Annotated in this window: 15 protein-coding genes and 1 tRNA gene; 5 read left to right on the plus strand and 11 right to left on the minus strand. The window is 65.1% G+C overall.

What is annotated here, in order from left to right:
* Nucleotides 1-11 precede the first annotated feature (11 nt).
* The 3 genes from hfq (at nucleotide 12) to WFP78_RS09995 (ending at nucleotide 3,527) form a co-directional block, all read left to right on the plus strand.
* Complete coding sequence (gene hfq / locus WFP78_RS09985; protein WP_336961273.1) at nucleotides 12-500, plus strand: RNA chaperone Hfq; 489 nt, start codon at nucleotides 12-14, stop codon at nucleotides 498-500.
* 88 nt (nucleotides 501-588) lie between these two features.
* Nucleotides 589-1,929 (plus strand): GTPase HflX, encoded by a 1,341-nt coding sequence (hflX, locus tag WFP78_RS09990; protein ID WP_336961276.1) that lies wholly within the window; start codon nucleotides 589-591, stop codon nucleotides 1,927-1,929.
* A 152-nt stretch (nucleotides 1,930-2,081) separates the two neighbouring features.
* Complete coding sequence (locus tag WFP78_RS09995) at nucleotides 2,082-3,527, plus strand: DUF2142 domain-containing protein (protein WP_336961325.1); 1,446 nt, start codon at nucleotides 2,082-2,084, stop codon at nucleotides 3,525-3,527.
* A 4-nt stretch (nucleotides 3,528-3,531) separates the two neighbouring features.
* Here WFP78_RS09995 and WFP78_RS10000 read toward each other — a convergent pair whose 3' ends face one another.
* The 11 genes from WFP78_RS10000 to WFP78_RS10050 form a co-directional block, all read right to left on the minus strand.
* Nucleotides 3,532-4,017, minus strand: a complete 486-nt coding sequence (locus WFP78_RS10000; protein ID WP_336961279.1) for a GNAT family N-acetyltransferase — start codon at nucleotides 4,015-4,017, stop codon at nucleotides 3,532-3,534.
* Nucleotides 4,014-4,769: a nucleoside triphosphate pyrophosphohydrolase gene (gene mazG / locus WFP78_RS10005; RefSeq protein ID WP_336961328.1), complete on the minus strand. Its 756-nt coding sequence runs from the start codon at nucleotides 4,767-4,769 to the stop codon at nucleotides 4,014-4,016. Before mazG ends, WFP78_RS10000 begins: the two co-directional genes overlap by 4 nt.
* Nucleotides 4,770-4,988: 219 nt before the next feature.
* A complete protein-coding gene (locus WFP78_RS10010; protein WP_336961281.1) occupies nucleotides 4,989-5,588 on the minus strand; it encodes a retropepsin-like aspartic protease family protein in 600 nt (199 codons plus the stop codon).
* A complete protein-coding gene (locus tag WFP78_RS10015; RefSeq protein ID WP_336961283.1) occupies nucleotides 5,585-6,355 on the minus strand; it encodes an MBL fold metallo-hydrolase in 771 nt (256 codons plus the stop codon). The genes WFP78_RS10010 and WFP78_RS10015 overlap by 4 nt, the downstream gene beginning before the upstream one ends.
* On the minus strand, nucleotides 6,352-7,140 hold the full coding sequence (locus WFP78_RS10020; protein WP_336961285.1) for a TatD family hydrolase: 789 nt from the start codon (nucleotides 7,138-7,140) through the stop codon (nucleotides 6,352-6,354). Before WFP78_RS10020 ends, WFP78_RS10015 begins: the two co-directional genes overlap by 4 nt.
* A 3-nt stretch (nucleotides 7,141-7,143) precedes the next feature.
* The gene (metG, locus tag WFP78_RS10025) at nucleotides 7,144-8,703 is read right to left on the minus strand and encodes a methionine--tRNA ligase (protein WP_336961287.1); all 1,560 of its coding nucleotides are present in this window, start codon (nucleotides 8,701-8,703) and stop codon (nucleotides 7,144-7,146) included.
* 94 nt (nucleotides 8,704-8,797) lie between these two features.
* Nucleotides 8,798-9,769, minus strand: a complete 972-nt coding sequence (locus tag WFP78_RS10030) for a DNA polymerase III subunit delta' (RefSeq protein WP_336961289.1) — start codon at nucleotides 9,767-9,769, stop codon at nucleotides 8,798-8,800.
* Nucleotides 9,766-10,392 (minus strand): dTMP kinase, encoded by a 627-nt coding sequence (gene tmk / locus WFP78_RS10035; protein ID WP_336961290.1) that lies wholly within the window; start codon nucleotides 10,390-10,392, stop codon nucleotides 9,766-9,768. The genes WFP78_RS10030 and tmk overlap by 4 nt, the downstream gene beginning before the upstream one ends.
* A gap of 16 nt (nucleotides 10,393-10,408) precedes the next feature.
* A complete protein-coding gene (locus WFP78_RS10040) occupies nucleotides 10,409-11,572 on the minus strand; it encodes a D-alanyl-D-alanine carboxypeptidase family protein (protein WP_336961292.1) in 1,164 nt (387 codons plus the stop codon).
* A gap of 81 nt (nucleotides 11,573-11,653) precedes the next feature.
* Nucleotides 11,654-12,565, minus strand: a complete 912-nt coding sequence (locus WFP78_RS10045) for a septal ring lytic transglycosylase RlpA family protein (protein ID WP_336961295.1) — start codon at nucleotides 12,563-12,565, stop codon at nucleotides 11,654-11,656.
* Nucleotides 12,549-13,637 (minus strand): lytic murein transglycosylase, encoded by a 1,089-nt coding sequence (locus tag WFP78_RS10050; protein ID WP_336961298.1) that lies wholly within the window; start codon nucleotides 13,635-13,637, stop codon nucleotides 12,549-12,551. Before WFP78_RS10050 ends, WFP78_RS10045 begins: the two co-directional genes overlap by 17 nt.
* Before the next feature lie 317 nt (nucleotides 13,638-13,954).
* Between WFP78_RS10050 and WFP78_RS10055 the strand changes: the two genes are divergently transcribed.
* Together WFP78_RS10055 and WFP78_RS10060 are read left to right on the plus strand one after the other, a co-directional pair.
* A tRNA-Ser gene (locus WFP78_RS10055) sits at nucleotides 13,955-14,044 on the plus strand.
* Nucleotides 14,017-14,586 (plus strand): hypothetical protein, encoded by a 570-nt coding sequence (locus tag WFP78_RS10060; RefSeq protein WP_336961301.1) that lies wholly within the window; start codon nucleotides 14,017-14,019, stop codon nucleotides 14,584-14,586. Before WFP78_RS10055 ends, WFP78_RS10060 begins: the two co-directional genes overlap by 28 nt.
* Nucleotides 14,587-14,813: the final 227 nt, after the last annotated feature.

Below are 14,813 nucleotides of genomic sequence, written 5' to 3' on the forward strand. Positions count from 1 at the left end.
AAAGGCTGATCATGGCCGAAAAAGTAAACAACCTTCAGGACATCTTCCTGAACAGCCTGCGCAAATCGAAGACGCCCGTCACGATGTTCCTCGTCAAGGGTGTGAAGCTGCAGGGCATCATCACCTGGTTCGACAATTTCTCCGTGCTGCTGCGCCGCGACGGTCAATCCCAGCTGGTGTACAAGCACGCCATTTCTACGGTCATGCCGGCGCAGCCGATGGACCTTTCGGACGTGCGCAAGGCGTTCGACGCGAACGATCGCAAGCCCAAGCTGCTGCAGGAAATCTTCCTGACGGCGGTGCGCAAGGCGCGCGAGCCGGTCACGATGTTCCTGGTGAACGGCGTGATGCTTCAGGGCGAGATCGCTGCGTTCGACCTGTTCTGCATGTTGCTGGAACGCGACGGCATGGCGCAGCTCGTCTACAAGCATGCGATTTCCACGGTACAGCCGGCCCATCCGCTCGACCTTTCGGCCGAGGGCGAAGGCGCGGACGACTGAACCGCAGGGACAATGGCGCAATACCGGCCGCTCCGCGCTCCTCTTTTCGACAGGGCAGAGCGGCCGGGCGCGCTTATGTCGACAGCCGATGAGCGTCTTTGATCGCGATAGCGAAGACGAGGTTTCGCGCGGCGCGCGGGCTATCGTCGTTCATGCCGATACGCGCGGCGACAACCGGCGCGACAGCGACGCGCGCCTGGAAGAGGCGAAGGGGCTTGCGCTCGCCATCGGCATCGATGTGCGCGGCGCACGGGCCTATCGCGTGCGCGACCGCCGCCCGGCCACCCTGTTCGGCAGCGGGCAGGTGGACGACATCACCGCGCTGGCGCATGAGCATGAGGCCGAACTGGTCATCGTCGACAATGCGCTGAGCCCCGTCCAGCAGAGCAATCTGGAAAAGGGCACAGGCGCCAAGGTCATCGACCGGACCGGCCTGATCCTCGAAATCTTCGGCGAGCGCGCGGCGACCAATGAAGGCCGGCTGCAGGTGGAGCTTGCCCATCTGGATTATCAGGCCGGACGGCTGGTGCGCAGCTGGACCCATCTTGAGCGGCAACGCGGCGGCTTCGGCTTCCTTGGCGGTCCGGGCGAGACCCAGATCGAGGCCGACCGGCGCATGATCCGCGATCGCATGGCGAAAATCCGCCGCGAGCTGGAGCAGGTGACGCGCACCCGCGGCCTGCATCGCGCCCGGCGGCAGAAGGCGCCCTGGCCGGTGATTGCGCTGGTGGGCTATACCAATGCCGGCAAGTCGACATTGTTCAACCGTATGACCGGCGCCGACGTCATGGCACAGGACATGCTGTTCGCGACGCTCGATCCGACGATGCGGCAGATATCCTTGCCGGGGCTGGACAAGGCGATCCTGTCCGACACCGTGGGCTTTGTGTCCGACCTTCCGACCCAGCTGGTCGCGGCCTTCCGCGCGACGCTGGAGGAAGTGCTGTCGGCCGACCTGATCGTCCATGTCCGCGATATTGCCCATCCCGACAGCGAAGCGCAGCGCGAGGATGTGCTGGATGTCCTCGCCGAACTGGGCGTGATCGAGCGGGACGGCGGCAATAGCCCGGCGGAAGGCAGGGAAGCGCCCGTGCCCATCGTCGAGGCCTGGAACAAACTGGACCTGCTGAGCGCGGACGATGTGGAGACGGTGCGCGAACGCGCCGCGCGGCGGGATGACGTTGTCATCCTCTCGGCGCTGACCGGCGAGGGCGTCGACGCATTGAAGGTCGATATCAGCACCCGGCTGACCGCCGATGCGCGTGTCGTGACGCTGCGCCTCGACGCCGGCGATGGCGCTGCGCTGGCATGGCTGCATGAACATGGCACCGTGCTGTCCACCGCCGCGGACGGGCAGGATATCGTGGTGGAAGCGCGGCTTTCGGCGTCCGCCCAGGCCCGCTTCCTCTCCAGGCAGGCCGCGCAATAGACCCGCATCGCGTCGGCCGTGAATAACCCGCCCTAACCGCTCCTTCAGGATTTCGGGCTAGGGCAAGGCCGATGAAGCACGCGCCATCCCCTTTGATCTGCCATGCGGCAGGCCCGGACCATCCCGGCGGGCTTGCCGGCGTCGAACGGCTGATGTTCGCGCTCATCTGCCTCATGACGCTGGCCTTTGCCGTCCTGACGCCACCCTTTCAGGCGCCCGATGAAAACCAGCACTACATGAAAGCCTTATTCCTCCGGGAAGGAGGACTCGTCGCCAGCCGGCAAGGTGCTGCCATTGGTGGCGCGCTTCCCAACGCAGCGCTCGGTCTGCGCGACGTGGACTTCCCCGCCGAGAAGGCCACCGTGCGGACACGCTATCGGATGGACCAGTGGGCGGCGGCATGGCGGGCCGATGCGGCGCGGCCGGGCGAAGGCTTTGGCGACTTCCCCAATGTCGCAAGCTATGCGCCGACGCTCTACCTGCCGCAGGCCATCGGGCTGGCCGCCGGGGAAGGGGCCGGATTGCCGCGTCTTGGCGCCTTTTATCTGGGGCGGATCGCCAATGCCCTGACCGCGCTGGTGCTGCTCCATGCCGCGCTCCGCCTGCTGCCCTTCGGCCGGATGGTATTGCTGGCCGTCGCGGCTTTGCCGACCTCCGCCTATCAGGCCGGCTCGCTCTCGCCCGATGCGGGCATCAACGCGGTGGGATGGCTGGCGCTCGCAGTGTCGCTGCATCTGGGCTTTGGCGGGCAAGGGCGCGTCCGGCGATGGACGGCGGGATTGCCATTCCTCACCGCCCCCTTTCTGGCACTCGCCAAGGGCGTATACCTCCCCCTCATGCTCGCGGGGCTACGCTGGCCCGAGGCGGGAGAAGGCCGGCCCCGGCGGCTGCGCACCGGCACGATCCTGATCGCCGCCGCCGGTTTCGGCGCGGCTGCATTCATCGGCTGGATGAAATATGCGGGCGGCACGCAGGCGCTTTACCATATCATGTCGCGCAAGACCGGCGAGATGACGATGACGGCGCCGCTGGCGGACCAGCTTGCGGTCGTCCTGCACGATCCGCTCGGCTTCGCACGGATACTCGCAACGAGCATCGCCGAGCGGTCCCCGGTCTACGCGCTGCAGATCGTCGGTCGCTTTGGCTGGAACAGCATCCTACTGCCCCTCGCAGCCTATCCGCTTGCCGGGATCATGCTCGGTGCGGCGCTGTGGTCCGGCGATGGCGTGCGGGCAGGGTGGGGCACGCGGCTCTGGTGGCTCGCCATCGCCGGCGGGTCGGCGCTGCTGGTGGAAACCGCCCTCTATCTGACGGGCACGCCGCTGGGGGCGGACTATGTCCAGGGCGTGCAGGGCAGATATTTCCTGCCACTGCTTCCCTTGGCGCTGATGGCGATATCGGTGCCCAAGACCGGGGATCATGCTGCCCGTATCGCGCGCCGGCTCTGCATCGCCAGCGCCGCGGTGCTGGCGATCATCGCCATCCTGACGGTCTGGGATGCCTTCTGGCATCATGGCTTCGCAACCTATGATGGCATGCCGCCCAGCAGCAGCCTTGTGCGGTCGTTGCTGCTGCCATCGGAACGCTGGCTGGATTAGCGGCTCAATCGATCAGGGAACGGTGCATCACCAGCGCGTCCACCAGGCCAAGGGCAGGGTGGTCGAAGGCCGCAGGCAAGCGCCCGACGATCGCAAAACCCATGCCTTCCCACAGCGCCACGGCCCGGCTGTTCGTGGAAATCACGAAATTGAACTGCATTGCACGGAAGCCCCGTTGCCGGGCAATCTCCAGCGACGCCGCGCACATCCGGCGCGCGACGCCGCGTCCCAGCGCATCGGCGGCGGTCACATAGCCGGCATTGGCGACATGCGCGCCGCCGCCAGCCTGATTGGCGCGAATATAGAACAGGCCGAGCAGCCGGCTGTCTTCCTCCAGCACGAAGGTTTCCCGGTCGGCGCCCAGCCATGTCGCAATGGCATCCTCGCGCGTCATGGCGCGGGGGATGGCGAGCGTTTCGCCGGCCCGGATCACCGGCTCCAATATGCGCCAGAGGCCATCGGCATCATCCGATCGGGCCGGGCGGATCATTCTGGGTTCCTGGTCTCGATCTTGGCCTTCAGCCATAGCGCTTCCTTTTCCTCGAGCGACATGGCCGTAAATGCTTCACCGGCAGCGGTCTCCATCGCACGAAAGCGGCGCTCGAACTTGGCGTTACCGGCGCGCAGTGCCGCTTCCGGATCGACCTTCAGATGGCGGGCCAGGTTGACCACGGCAAAGAGCAGGTCGCCGACCTCCTCCTCTCGCTCTTTCTGGGAAGTTGTATTTTTAACCTCTTCGATTTCTTCGATAATCTTTTCATAAACGCCCACTATATCGGGCCAGTCGAAGCCGGTGCGCGCTGCCCGTTTCTGAAGCTTCTCGGCACGGAGCAGGGCGGGCAGGGCGATGGCCACGCCGGCGAGGGCGCTAGGGTCCGGCTCCTTCTCGGCCCTCTCGGCGGCCTTGATTGCTTCCCATTGGGCATGGCCATCCTGCCGTGCAACACCATCACCAAAAACATGGGGATGGCGGCGCACCATCTTGGCGGAAATGCCGTCGATCACGTCAGCGAGCGCGAATTGTCCGGCCTGTTCGGCCATGCGCGCGTGAAAGACGACCTGGAGCAGCAGATCGCCAAGCTCATCCTTCAGTGCCGCCATGTCGTCGCGTTCGATGGCATCGGCGACTTCATAGGCTTCCTCAATCGTATAGGGCGCGATCGAGGCGAAATCCTGCGCGATATCCCAGGGGCAGCCGATATCGGGATCGCGCAGCCGCGCCATGATCCGTGCGAGCGGCATGATGTCGGCCGGGCTCGCTTCGACACCATCTTCGACACCATCTTCGACACCATGGTCCACGCCACGATCCAGAGGGGTTTCAGGCGTGCCAATCTCTTCGAGAGGGGCGGAATCGACCTGTTTGGAAACGGGATCATTTGGGGGCATGGTTAAGTCCGATAATATATATTATGTTAAATAAATCCAGGCCATGCGAGAGGGGGATGCATTTCACGCCCTTCATGGCGTCAGCACCATCTCGCCATCCTCCACGCCCCAGCGGCGCAGTTGCGACAGCATGTTCATGCCGATGACATTGATGTCGCCAAAGGCCGGCGACACGACCACGGGCAGATCGCTGACCCGCACCGGGCCGACCGCCAATGTCCCGACGGACGATCTTTTCGCATCGACCGGCCCATTGGCGGTCTGCATCACCACCGGCATCGCATTGGGATCGATATTCAGCCCGGCAGCCTTCGCCGTCTGCTCCGACAGCGCCGTGATCGTCGCGCCGCTGTCGATCAGGAATCGCGCCGCTGTCCCGTTGATCGTGCCGTCCACCCAATAATGGCCGTCCGGAGCGGCCGCGATGCGCAGCGTCTGTCCTTCGGCGCGCTGGATCGGCTTGCCGGTCACTTCCGATTGCACGCGCTCGGCCACGCCGCCCATTTCGCGGCGATAGCTCACGATCACCAGGACAATGGCAAAGATGCCGATCCACGCCAGCACCATGGCCAGCGCGCTGCGCAAGGCCATACGGCGCGCCACCAAAGCCGATCCAACCAGTACCATGGCCAAGATGTACCAGAGCAGATTGGCCGACTGGTCCAGGGTCATGCGCTTATCCGCAACCCGTCATAACCCGGTTCGACCCCGTCCGGCAGTTCGGCCATCAGCCCTTCATAGTCCATGCTCTGGTCCATATGGGTCAGGATCGCCCTTCCCGGCCGCACCTGTGCGATGGCGGCCAGCGTGAGCGCGAGGTGGGGATGGGTCGGATGCGGTTTGCGCCGCAGCGCGTCCACTACCCAGATGTCGACGCCGGTATAAAGGGCGATCATCTCGTCCGTCACTGCATGAAAGTCCGTGGCATATCCTATGGACAAGCCATTATGAATAAATCGAAAACCTGTTGAAAAAATATTGCCATGCGGCTGATCGACGCAATGGATGTCGATGTCGCCAATGGTCAACCGGTCCGGCAACGGGCTGGCGTCGATGATCGAGGGATACCCTTCCCGCCCATCGAAGGCATAGTTGAACCGTGCCCGCAGCAGCTTGAGCGTCTCAGCCCGCGCATAGCCGATAATCGGTTCGCGCCGATAATGGAAGAGCTGGCGCACATCGTCGATACCATGGCAATGATCGGCATGGTCATGCGTCCAGAGGATCGAGTCGACATCCCGCACCTGGGCGTCGAGCAACTGGTTGCGCATGTCGGGCGCGGTATCGACCAGCAGCCGCGTGGTGGCGCTCTCGATCAGGATGGACGCGCGGGTGCGGCGATTGCGTGGGTCGTGGGGATTGCAGTCGCCCCAGTCATTGCCGATGCGCGGCACGCCAGAGGATGTGCCGCAACCAAGGACCGTGACCGTCAGGCTCATGCGGACGCCCCGACATCGACCCTGGAGAACAGCCGCAGGAAATTGGCGCTGGTCGTGGCCCCGAGAGCCTCCACGCTTTCCCCGCGCAACGCCGCCAGAAAGCGCGCCGTGTCGGCGACAAAGGCCGGCTCACAGGGCTTGCCCCGATGCGGCACCGGCGCAAGGAAGGGCGAATCCGTCTCGATCAACAGGCGGTCGGCGGGCAGGCGGGCTGCGGTCTCCTGCAGGTCCCGGGCATTTTTGAATGTCACGATGCCGGAAATGCTGATGTAGAAGCCGATCTCCATCGCCATGTCGGCAAAGGCGCCGCTGGCGGTGAAGCAATGGATGACGCCGCTGTAGGCGCCCTTCCCCATTTCGTCCCGCATGATGGCGATGGTGTCCTCCTCCGCATCGCGGGTGTGGACGATCAGCGGCAGGCCGGTTTCGCGGGCGGCGGCAATATGGGAACGGAAGCTACGCTGCTGCCGGTCGCGATCGCTATGGTCGTAATAATAATCGAGGCCGGTTTCGCCGATGCCCACGATGCGCGGATGCGCGGCGCGCTCCACCAGCTTGGCGGTGTCGATATGGGGATGCTCGTCGGCTTCGTGCGGATGGATGCCGACGGTCGCCCAGACATCCCCTTCCCGCTCGGCCGTCGCGAGCACCGCATCCCACTCGCTCTCGCGCGTGGCGATGTTGAGCATCATGTCGACGCCGGCATCCCGCGCGCGGGCAAGCACGCCCTGCTGATCCTCGATCAGGCCCTTGTAATTCAGGTGGCAATGGCTGTCGATCAACATGGCTCAGCTGTCCGCCTCGGGCAACTCCAGCCGGGGAAACAGCGGCTTGGGCGGCTGCAGGACGAAGCCGCTGGCGACAAGCCCGGCATACCAGGGTGACGTCAAGGCGTCGGCGCCCCGCCCGACGATGCCCATCTGGTCCAGCAGCGCGGCGGCGCTCTGCGGGATCACGGGCTGGATGGTGATGGCAAGCAGGCCGATGGCCTCGTACAGCACGGCCAGCACGGCGGCCATGCGATCGGGATCGGTCTTGCGCAACGCCCAGGGCGCCTGCGCATCGATATAGGCGTTGCAGGCGAAGACGGCACGCATCCACGCCTCGATCGCCTGGCTGGGCGCCAGATCGTTCATCGCCGTCGCGAAATCCGCCCCCGCCGCGCGCACGGTCGCGAGCAGTTCGGCATCGGCGGGCGCATGCGCGGCGCTGGCCGGCAGCGTGCCTTCGAGGTTCTTGGCGATGAAGCTCAGCGTCCGCTGCGCCAGATTGCCGAAGCTGTTGGCAAGCTCCGTATTGGCCCGCTGCACGATCGCTTCCGGGCTGTAGCTGCCGTCATTGCCGAAGCTGACCTCCGCCAGCAGGAAATAACGCAGCTGATCCACGCCGAAGCGTTCGGCGAGTTCCAGCGGGTCGGCGACATTGCCGACGGACTTGGACATCTTCTCGCCGCGGTTGAGCAGGAAGCCGTGGCCGAAGACCTGCCTGGGCAAAGGCAGTTTCGCGCTCATCAGGAAAGCCGGCCAGTAAACGGTATGAAAACGCACGATATCCTTGCCGATGATGTGCGTGATGTCGCCGCCCTCGGCCCAATAGCGGTCCATGCGCGCGGTGTCGTCGGGATAGCCGCAGCCGGTGAGATAGTTGGTGAGGGCGTCCACCCACACATACATCACATGGCCGTCGCTGCCGGGCACCTTCACGCCCCAGTCGAAGCTGGTGCGCGAGATGCTGAGATCGCTCAAGCCGCCTTCGACAAAGCGCATGATCTCGTTGCGGCGGCTCTCCGGCCGGATGAAACCGGGCTGGCTGGCGTAAAGATCGAGCAGCGGTTGCTGATATTTAGAGAGGCGGAAGAACCAGCTCTCCTCCACGGTCCATTCCACCGGCGTGCCCTGGGGGGAGAGCTTCGCGCCCCCTTCCCCCTCGACCAGTTCCTTTTCGTCGTAAAAGGCTTCGTCGCGGACCGAATACCAGCCCTCATAGCGGCCCAGATACAGGTCGCCATTGGCCTCCATCGCCTTCCAGATCGCCTGGCTGGCATGGTGATGGTCGGGCTCGCTCGTGCGGATGAAGCGATCGTAGCTGATATTGAGAGTATCATCCATCTGTTTGAAATAGGATGACATTTCATCGGCAAGAGCGCGCGGCTCTATGTCCCGCGCCCGCGCCGCCTGATCCATCTTCAGGCCATGTTCGTCGGTGCCCGTCTGGAAGAAGACATCGCGCCCGGCCATGCGCTGGAACCGGGCAAAGGCATCGGTGGCAATCGCCTCATAGGCATGGCCGATATGGGGCCGCCCATTAGGGTAGCTGATGGCGGTGGTGATCGTGTAAGGGCTGGTCATCTGCTCGCAAAAGGCTGGCTGTGTGGTAGGCCGCCTGTCTAGCCGCAGTTGCGAAGAGGCGCAAAGCCCGATTTGGGAAACGCCGCCCGCTATCCTACCGCGAAGCAGCAAGCGTGGCGACATGGGTTCCCAGTTCGAACGCCACGGTGGCCGGATCGAGCGACAGGATGATCGCGCCGGACGCCAGGCGCCGGGCGGCATCCCATCCTTCCAGCGCATCGCGAAGCGCGGCCCCCTGGCGGCTCTTGGCTTGCGCGGCGATAAAGGCAGGCGCGCGCTCCAGCAGCAGTTCGAATGTCGGCTTGCCGGCCTTGCCGCTGACGGATTTGGCCAGCGCCAGCCGGCGCAGATTGTCGGGGTCTCCGCTCTCGGCGATCTCCCGCAGCATGCGGTTCATGCCGGGCAGATCGCGCCCGGCATAGCCGATGGCGCGGCCCGGCGATCCCTCCCCCGCGGCGACAAGCGCTGCGATCTCACCCGGATCGGCATCGGGGAGCGCGGCGCGCAATGCTGCCGCCATCAATGGCTCGTCCAGCGGGGCGAAGCGCAGCACCCGGCAGCGCGACCGGATCGTCGGCAGCAATCGCGCCGGGGCATGGGCGACGAGCAGGAACAGGGTGCCCGCCGGCGGCTCCTCCAGATTCTTGAGCAGGGCATTGGCCGCGCTCCGCTCCAGATCGTCGGCGCTGTCGATCACGATCACCCGCCGGCCGGAGAGCGAAGGCAGCCTGCTGAGCAGGCGCTGGAGCCCGCGCACCTGATCGACGGCGATATTCCGGGCAAGCTCGCCGCTGTCCCGCTCCTGCCGGACCAACTCGGCATAGTCGGGGTGGGACCCGGCGGCGATCAGCCGCGCAATCGGGTGTTCCGCATCCACGGTGAGGCCAGGGCCGGCCGGCGGCGGGCCTGCCGCTTCCGCCAGCAGGCGAAGGGCAGCGGCCCGCGCGAAGCTCGCCTTGCCGATGCCCCTGGGGCCGGCGAGAATCCAGCCATGATGCATCCGGCCGGATCGGGCCGCCGCCATCAGGGTTTCGGCCTGTTCCTCCTGCCCCAGCAACGGGCTCATGGCAGAAGGTCCGCAATCGCCGCGATCAACGCCGCCGTCACGACGTCATGCGGAAGGCTGGAATCGACCAGGCGAAAGCGTGCCGGCTCAGCCGCGGCATAGCCCCGGAACGCCTCTGCCACGCGCGCGTGAAAGGCAGCGTCGCGGCCCCCGATGCGATCGGGCGTGTCACCATCCCGCGCCGCGGCGCGCGCCGCGGCCACCGCTTCGTCCAGCATCAGCACCAGCGTGCGGTCCGGCAGCAATCCCTCGCTGCCGACCGCGTGCAGCGCCATGATGTCGGCGTCGGCAAGCCCGCTCGCGCCGCTTTGATAGGCCCGGCTGCTGTCGATGAAACGATCCGACAACACCCATGCGCCCCGCGCCAGGGCGGGCCGGATCAGGCGCTCGACATGGTCGGATCGCGCGGCGGCAAAGAGCAGCGCTTCGGCGCGCGGCCCCCAGCGATCGGCATCGCCCGTCAGGATCAGCGAACGGATCGCCTCGGCGCCCGCGCTGCCGCCGGGCTCGCGCGTTTCGATCACCTCAAGCCCGCGCGCGCGCAGGGCAGCACCCAGCGCACGCACCTGTGTCGACTTGCCCGCGCCCTCACCGCCCTCCAGGCTGATGAAGCGACCTGTCATGCGATATGGTCCGCCCTCAGGCAAAGAACGACATCAGGCCGTTCCACAGCCGGCGGAACATCCCCGCCTCTGCGACATCCTCGGCCGCGACCAGCGGCATGATCTGCGCGCCGGTGTCGGGCGTGGAGACGACCAGCTGGGCGATCTGCGCACCCTTGGCGATCGGCGCCTTGATGGGGCCGGTATAGACGACCTTCACGGTGATGTTGGCGGAGGCCGATCGCGGCAGCGTCACGGCCAGGTTGCGCGGCGCCACCAGCCCGACCGACGTCGCGCTGCCCAGCTGCACCGGCGCGGTTTCCACCAGCGCGCCCTTCTTGAACAGCGGCTGCGCCTTCCATGCCTTGAAGCCCCAGTCCATGAAGGCGACCGATTCCTGGATACGGCCGTTGAAGGTCGGCAGCCCGGCGACCACCATCACCAGCCGGCGGCCATCCTGTTCGGCCGAACCGGTGAAGCCAAAGCCCGCCTCTTCGGTATGGCCGGTCTTCAGGCCGTCCGCACCGGGAATCTTGCCCAATATGGGGTTGCGATTGGCCTGGGTGATCTCGCTGCCGCCCATCGTCTTGCCCCAGGTGAAGGACTGGGTGGCGTAGAAGCGCTTGTAGAGATCGGGCGTCTCCACGATCGTCGCCTCGGCCAGCTTGGCAAGGTCTTGCGCCGTCACATAGGTCACGCCTTCGTCGGGCCAGCCATTGCTGGTGCCGAAATGGCTGTTGGCAAGGCCAAGGCGCTTGCCCTCCTCATTCATCAGCGCGACGAACGCCTGTTCCGTCCCGGCAATGCCTTCGGCCAGCACGACGCAGGCGTCGTTGCCGGAAAGGGTGACGATGCCGTGCAGCAGGTTTTCGACCGTCACCTGCTCGCCCGCGGAAAGGAACATGGTGGAACCGGCCGCCGGGCCATGCCATTTCTGCCATGTCTCCGGACGCATGGTGAACTTTGTGTCCAGCTTCAGCTCGCCCTTCTGGATCAGGCGGAAGGCGACATGCGCGGTCATCATCTTCGCCAGCGACGCGGGCGGCATCCGCTGTTCCCCGCCCTTGTCGTAGAGCACCGCGCCGGAGGACAGATCCTTCATATAGGCAATGGGCGCCGCGCTGGTATAAGGCGGCGCACCGGCCGAAAGCGGCTGCGTGCCCAGAGCCAGCACGATAAGGGAAAAGGCGGTTTTCTTCATGGGAACAGTCATGGACACTCTCGTCATCGGGCCGTTGTGGCGACCGCCGGGCAAAACAGGGATGGCCGCATCGCGCGTGCCTTATGGATGGTCATTAGCGACAATCTGCACATCGTTGAACCCCTTGGCGCGCGCAAGATCGATACCGCGCCGCGTCTCGGCCCGACTGGCATAGGGGCCGAAGCGGACACGCCATAGCGGGCCGGCCTGCAGGGCGGTGGCGCCGATGCGGCTGGCGAGCGCATTGGCCCGTCTGGCCGAAGCGAATGCCGCCACCTGCACCGCATAACCCGCAGCCCAGCCCGCCGGGCGATTCGCGGCATGCTCCGGGCCGTCGCTCGATTGTGCTACCGGCGGGGCCTGCCACAAAGCGGATTTTTCCGGCAGCCTGTGGCGCAGTGCCGCCAGCAGCGGCATGGGCGTTTCCAGCCGTTCCGCCGCCTTGCCGCCATCCCTCAGCAAGGCGCGCTCCTGCCCGGAGGGATTGACCCTGCGCACGCGCACGGCCACCGCGCCATGCCCGGCGATCCCAAGCTGTTCCGCCGCGCCGCGCGAAAGGTCGATCACACGATCCGGCGAAAACGGCCCGCGGTCGTTCACCCGCACAAGGATGGTGCGCCCGCTGTCCAGCGCGGTCACCTCGACATAGCTTGGCAATGGCAGCGTCCGGTGCGCGGCGGCGATCGCCGTGGGGCGGAAAGGCTCTCCGTTCGCGGTCGGACTGCCGGAAAACTCCTCGCCATACCAGCTTGCATAGCCGACCTTGTCATATTGCGGTTCATCGGTGGGCGCATAGATACGGCCGGCAATCTGATAGGGCTTGCCGATCTTCACGATGTCATCCCTGATGCCGCGCGACGCGGCCGGCTTCGCCACAGGCGACGGCGTCGTGGCGTCATGCTTGCCATCGTCGCACCCGGCCAGCGTCGACATCAGCAGCGTCGCCGTCAGCAGCGCCACCGCCGCAACGGCGCTATTATTGCGCAACCGCATCCGCCAGCAGCCCCACGGACAGCGCGTAGAAATTGGAGCAGTTATAATCCAGGATCACGCGATAATTGCCGGTCAGCAGATAAGCGATCTTCCCCTGGCCGTCCGGTTCCAGCAGCGTCGCAAGCACATTGTCCGCCGGAAGCATGCCCCCTTGCGGCACGATGCCCCGCGCCCGCCATTCCGCCATGGTCAGCCAGCGGCTGTGGCGATTGAACACGCGCGGGCAGCGGGCGGGCATGGTCTTGCCGGCAACGGCCGCCCGGTCGAACCCGGCGGGCACGCGCACGGCCACGCCCCATGGCTGGCCCTTCCGCCAGCCGGCATTGACGAAATAATTGGCGATGGACGCCAGCGCATCGGCTTCGCTGGCCCAGATGTCCGCCCTGCCATCACCATCGCCGTCGCGCGCCACCCGCAGGTAGACCGAAGGCAGGAATTGGGGATAGCCCATGGCGCCGGCCCAGCTTCCCACCAGCTTGCTGCGCGGCACGCCCTGATCGACGATCTTCAGCGCGGCGAGGAATTCCGGTTCGAACAATGCGCGCCGGCGCCCTTCATGCGCCAGCGTCGCCAGCGACCGCAACAGGTCGAAATCGCCGACATAGCTGCCATAATTGGTCTCATGGCCATAGATCGCGACCATGATCGATTCGGGCACGCCCGTCTCGCGCTCTATGCGGGAAAGCCGATCGCGGTTTGCCGCATAGGCCGTGCGTCCCCGGCCGATGCGCGCGCTATCCACATGCTGCTGGCGATAGGGCTCGAAATTGGGAATGGGCGAATCGAAGCTGCCGCCCGGTTGCGACTGGTCCAGCTGGACGACACGCGGATTGAGGGTAAGAGTCGGGAACACCGCGTTGATGGTGGCGTCGCCGATCCCCATGGCACGCGCCTTGGGCCGCAGGCTTTGCAGATAGGCCTGCAATCCATCGTCGTCGGGCGTGGCCGCACCGGCGGGTTCCTGCGCATGGGCTACCGTCACCAGTTGGCCGTCCGGCACGTCGTCCCCCGCCGCCGCGATCGCGCAAAGCGCCGCCGCGCCCGCCAATATGGTGTTGATCGATCGTCGCATATCGCCCTCCGGCCATCCTTGTTGCACAGGCCGGGACGCAGGTGAATCCCCTTAATGGCACCGCGCGCCACAATGCCCGGAAATGGCGCCGGGGCATCCGCCATGCAAGTTTTGCTTGGCTTTATCGGCGGCCCCGATAGAAGCGCGCCAGCAAGGACAGGTGGCCGAGTGGTTTAAGGCAGCGGTCTTGAAAGCTACCGGAGCTTGTCGGCGTGAAGCTGAATTAGGAGTGTGGTTACAAGGGGTTAGCGGAAGGTCGGTTTAAGTGGCATATTCGCCCATAAGCCTGTCGTAAGCTGCCAGCCCCGAAACGGCAGGGAAGAGTGTCCGAGTGGTTTAAGGAACTGGTCTTGAAAACCAGCGATGGGGAAACCTATCCGTGGGTTCGAATCCCACCTCTTCCGCCATCTCAGCCAACGGGGATGATGCAACCTATGATAATGCTGAGATGAGTGCGGCACGCGAGGGGCTCGTTTCGGAGCACTCAAAGGGGCAGGCACAGCTTGTGTATTTTCTCCTAGGCCTTGCGGCGAGCGCGATAGCGTTCGCTGTTCATGAAACTGACGGTAAGGCGCTGAAAGAAACGCCATGGCCGCTAGGTGTTGCGGTCGTGCTTTGGGCTTTCAGTTTCGCGATGGGGTGCTTTTGCGTTACAGCCCGCCAACGAGCAATAATCTCAAACCTGGCATTCCTCGACGCGACCAAGGGCCTGAACCACGCGCAGATCGACGAGCATCTACCCAGCGCAAAAAAGACGACTCAAGATGACATAAATCGGCCGTTCAAGTTTTTCGACTGGCAACTATGGACTATGTTTGCAGGCGCGCTTTTCTACATCGGCGGGCATGTCATGCAGATGGCAGCTACACAGCCCAAGAATGTGACGCCGGTCGCTGCGCCAAAGATGGCGCCAACTCGCGCTCCTCACAGCAACGCCCCGCACCCGTAGGCGCGAGGCGAAGCACAGCGTCAGGGCGTAGAAGGAGCGCCCCCGCTGGTGCGGTCGTTGGATTATCGAGGGACGCACCGCTATACCTCGGCGTGGCGACGTTCATGCCACGCAACCTCTATCTAAATCTGTCCTCGTCTCCCCGGCATCTGTGGATCGGCGTGCAAAAAGGACCCCGTTAGCGGGGTGATCGGCGTCTAAAAGGGACCCCTCATTTCGATGGTTTA

It is taken from the genome of Sphingobium aquiterrae (assembly GCF_037154135.1).
GTDB classification, from domain to species: Bacteria; Pseudomonadota; Alphaproteobacteria; order Sphingomonadales; family Sphingomonadaceae; genus Sphingobium; species Sphingobium aquiterrae.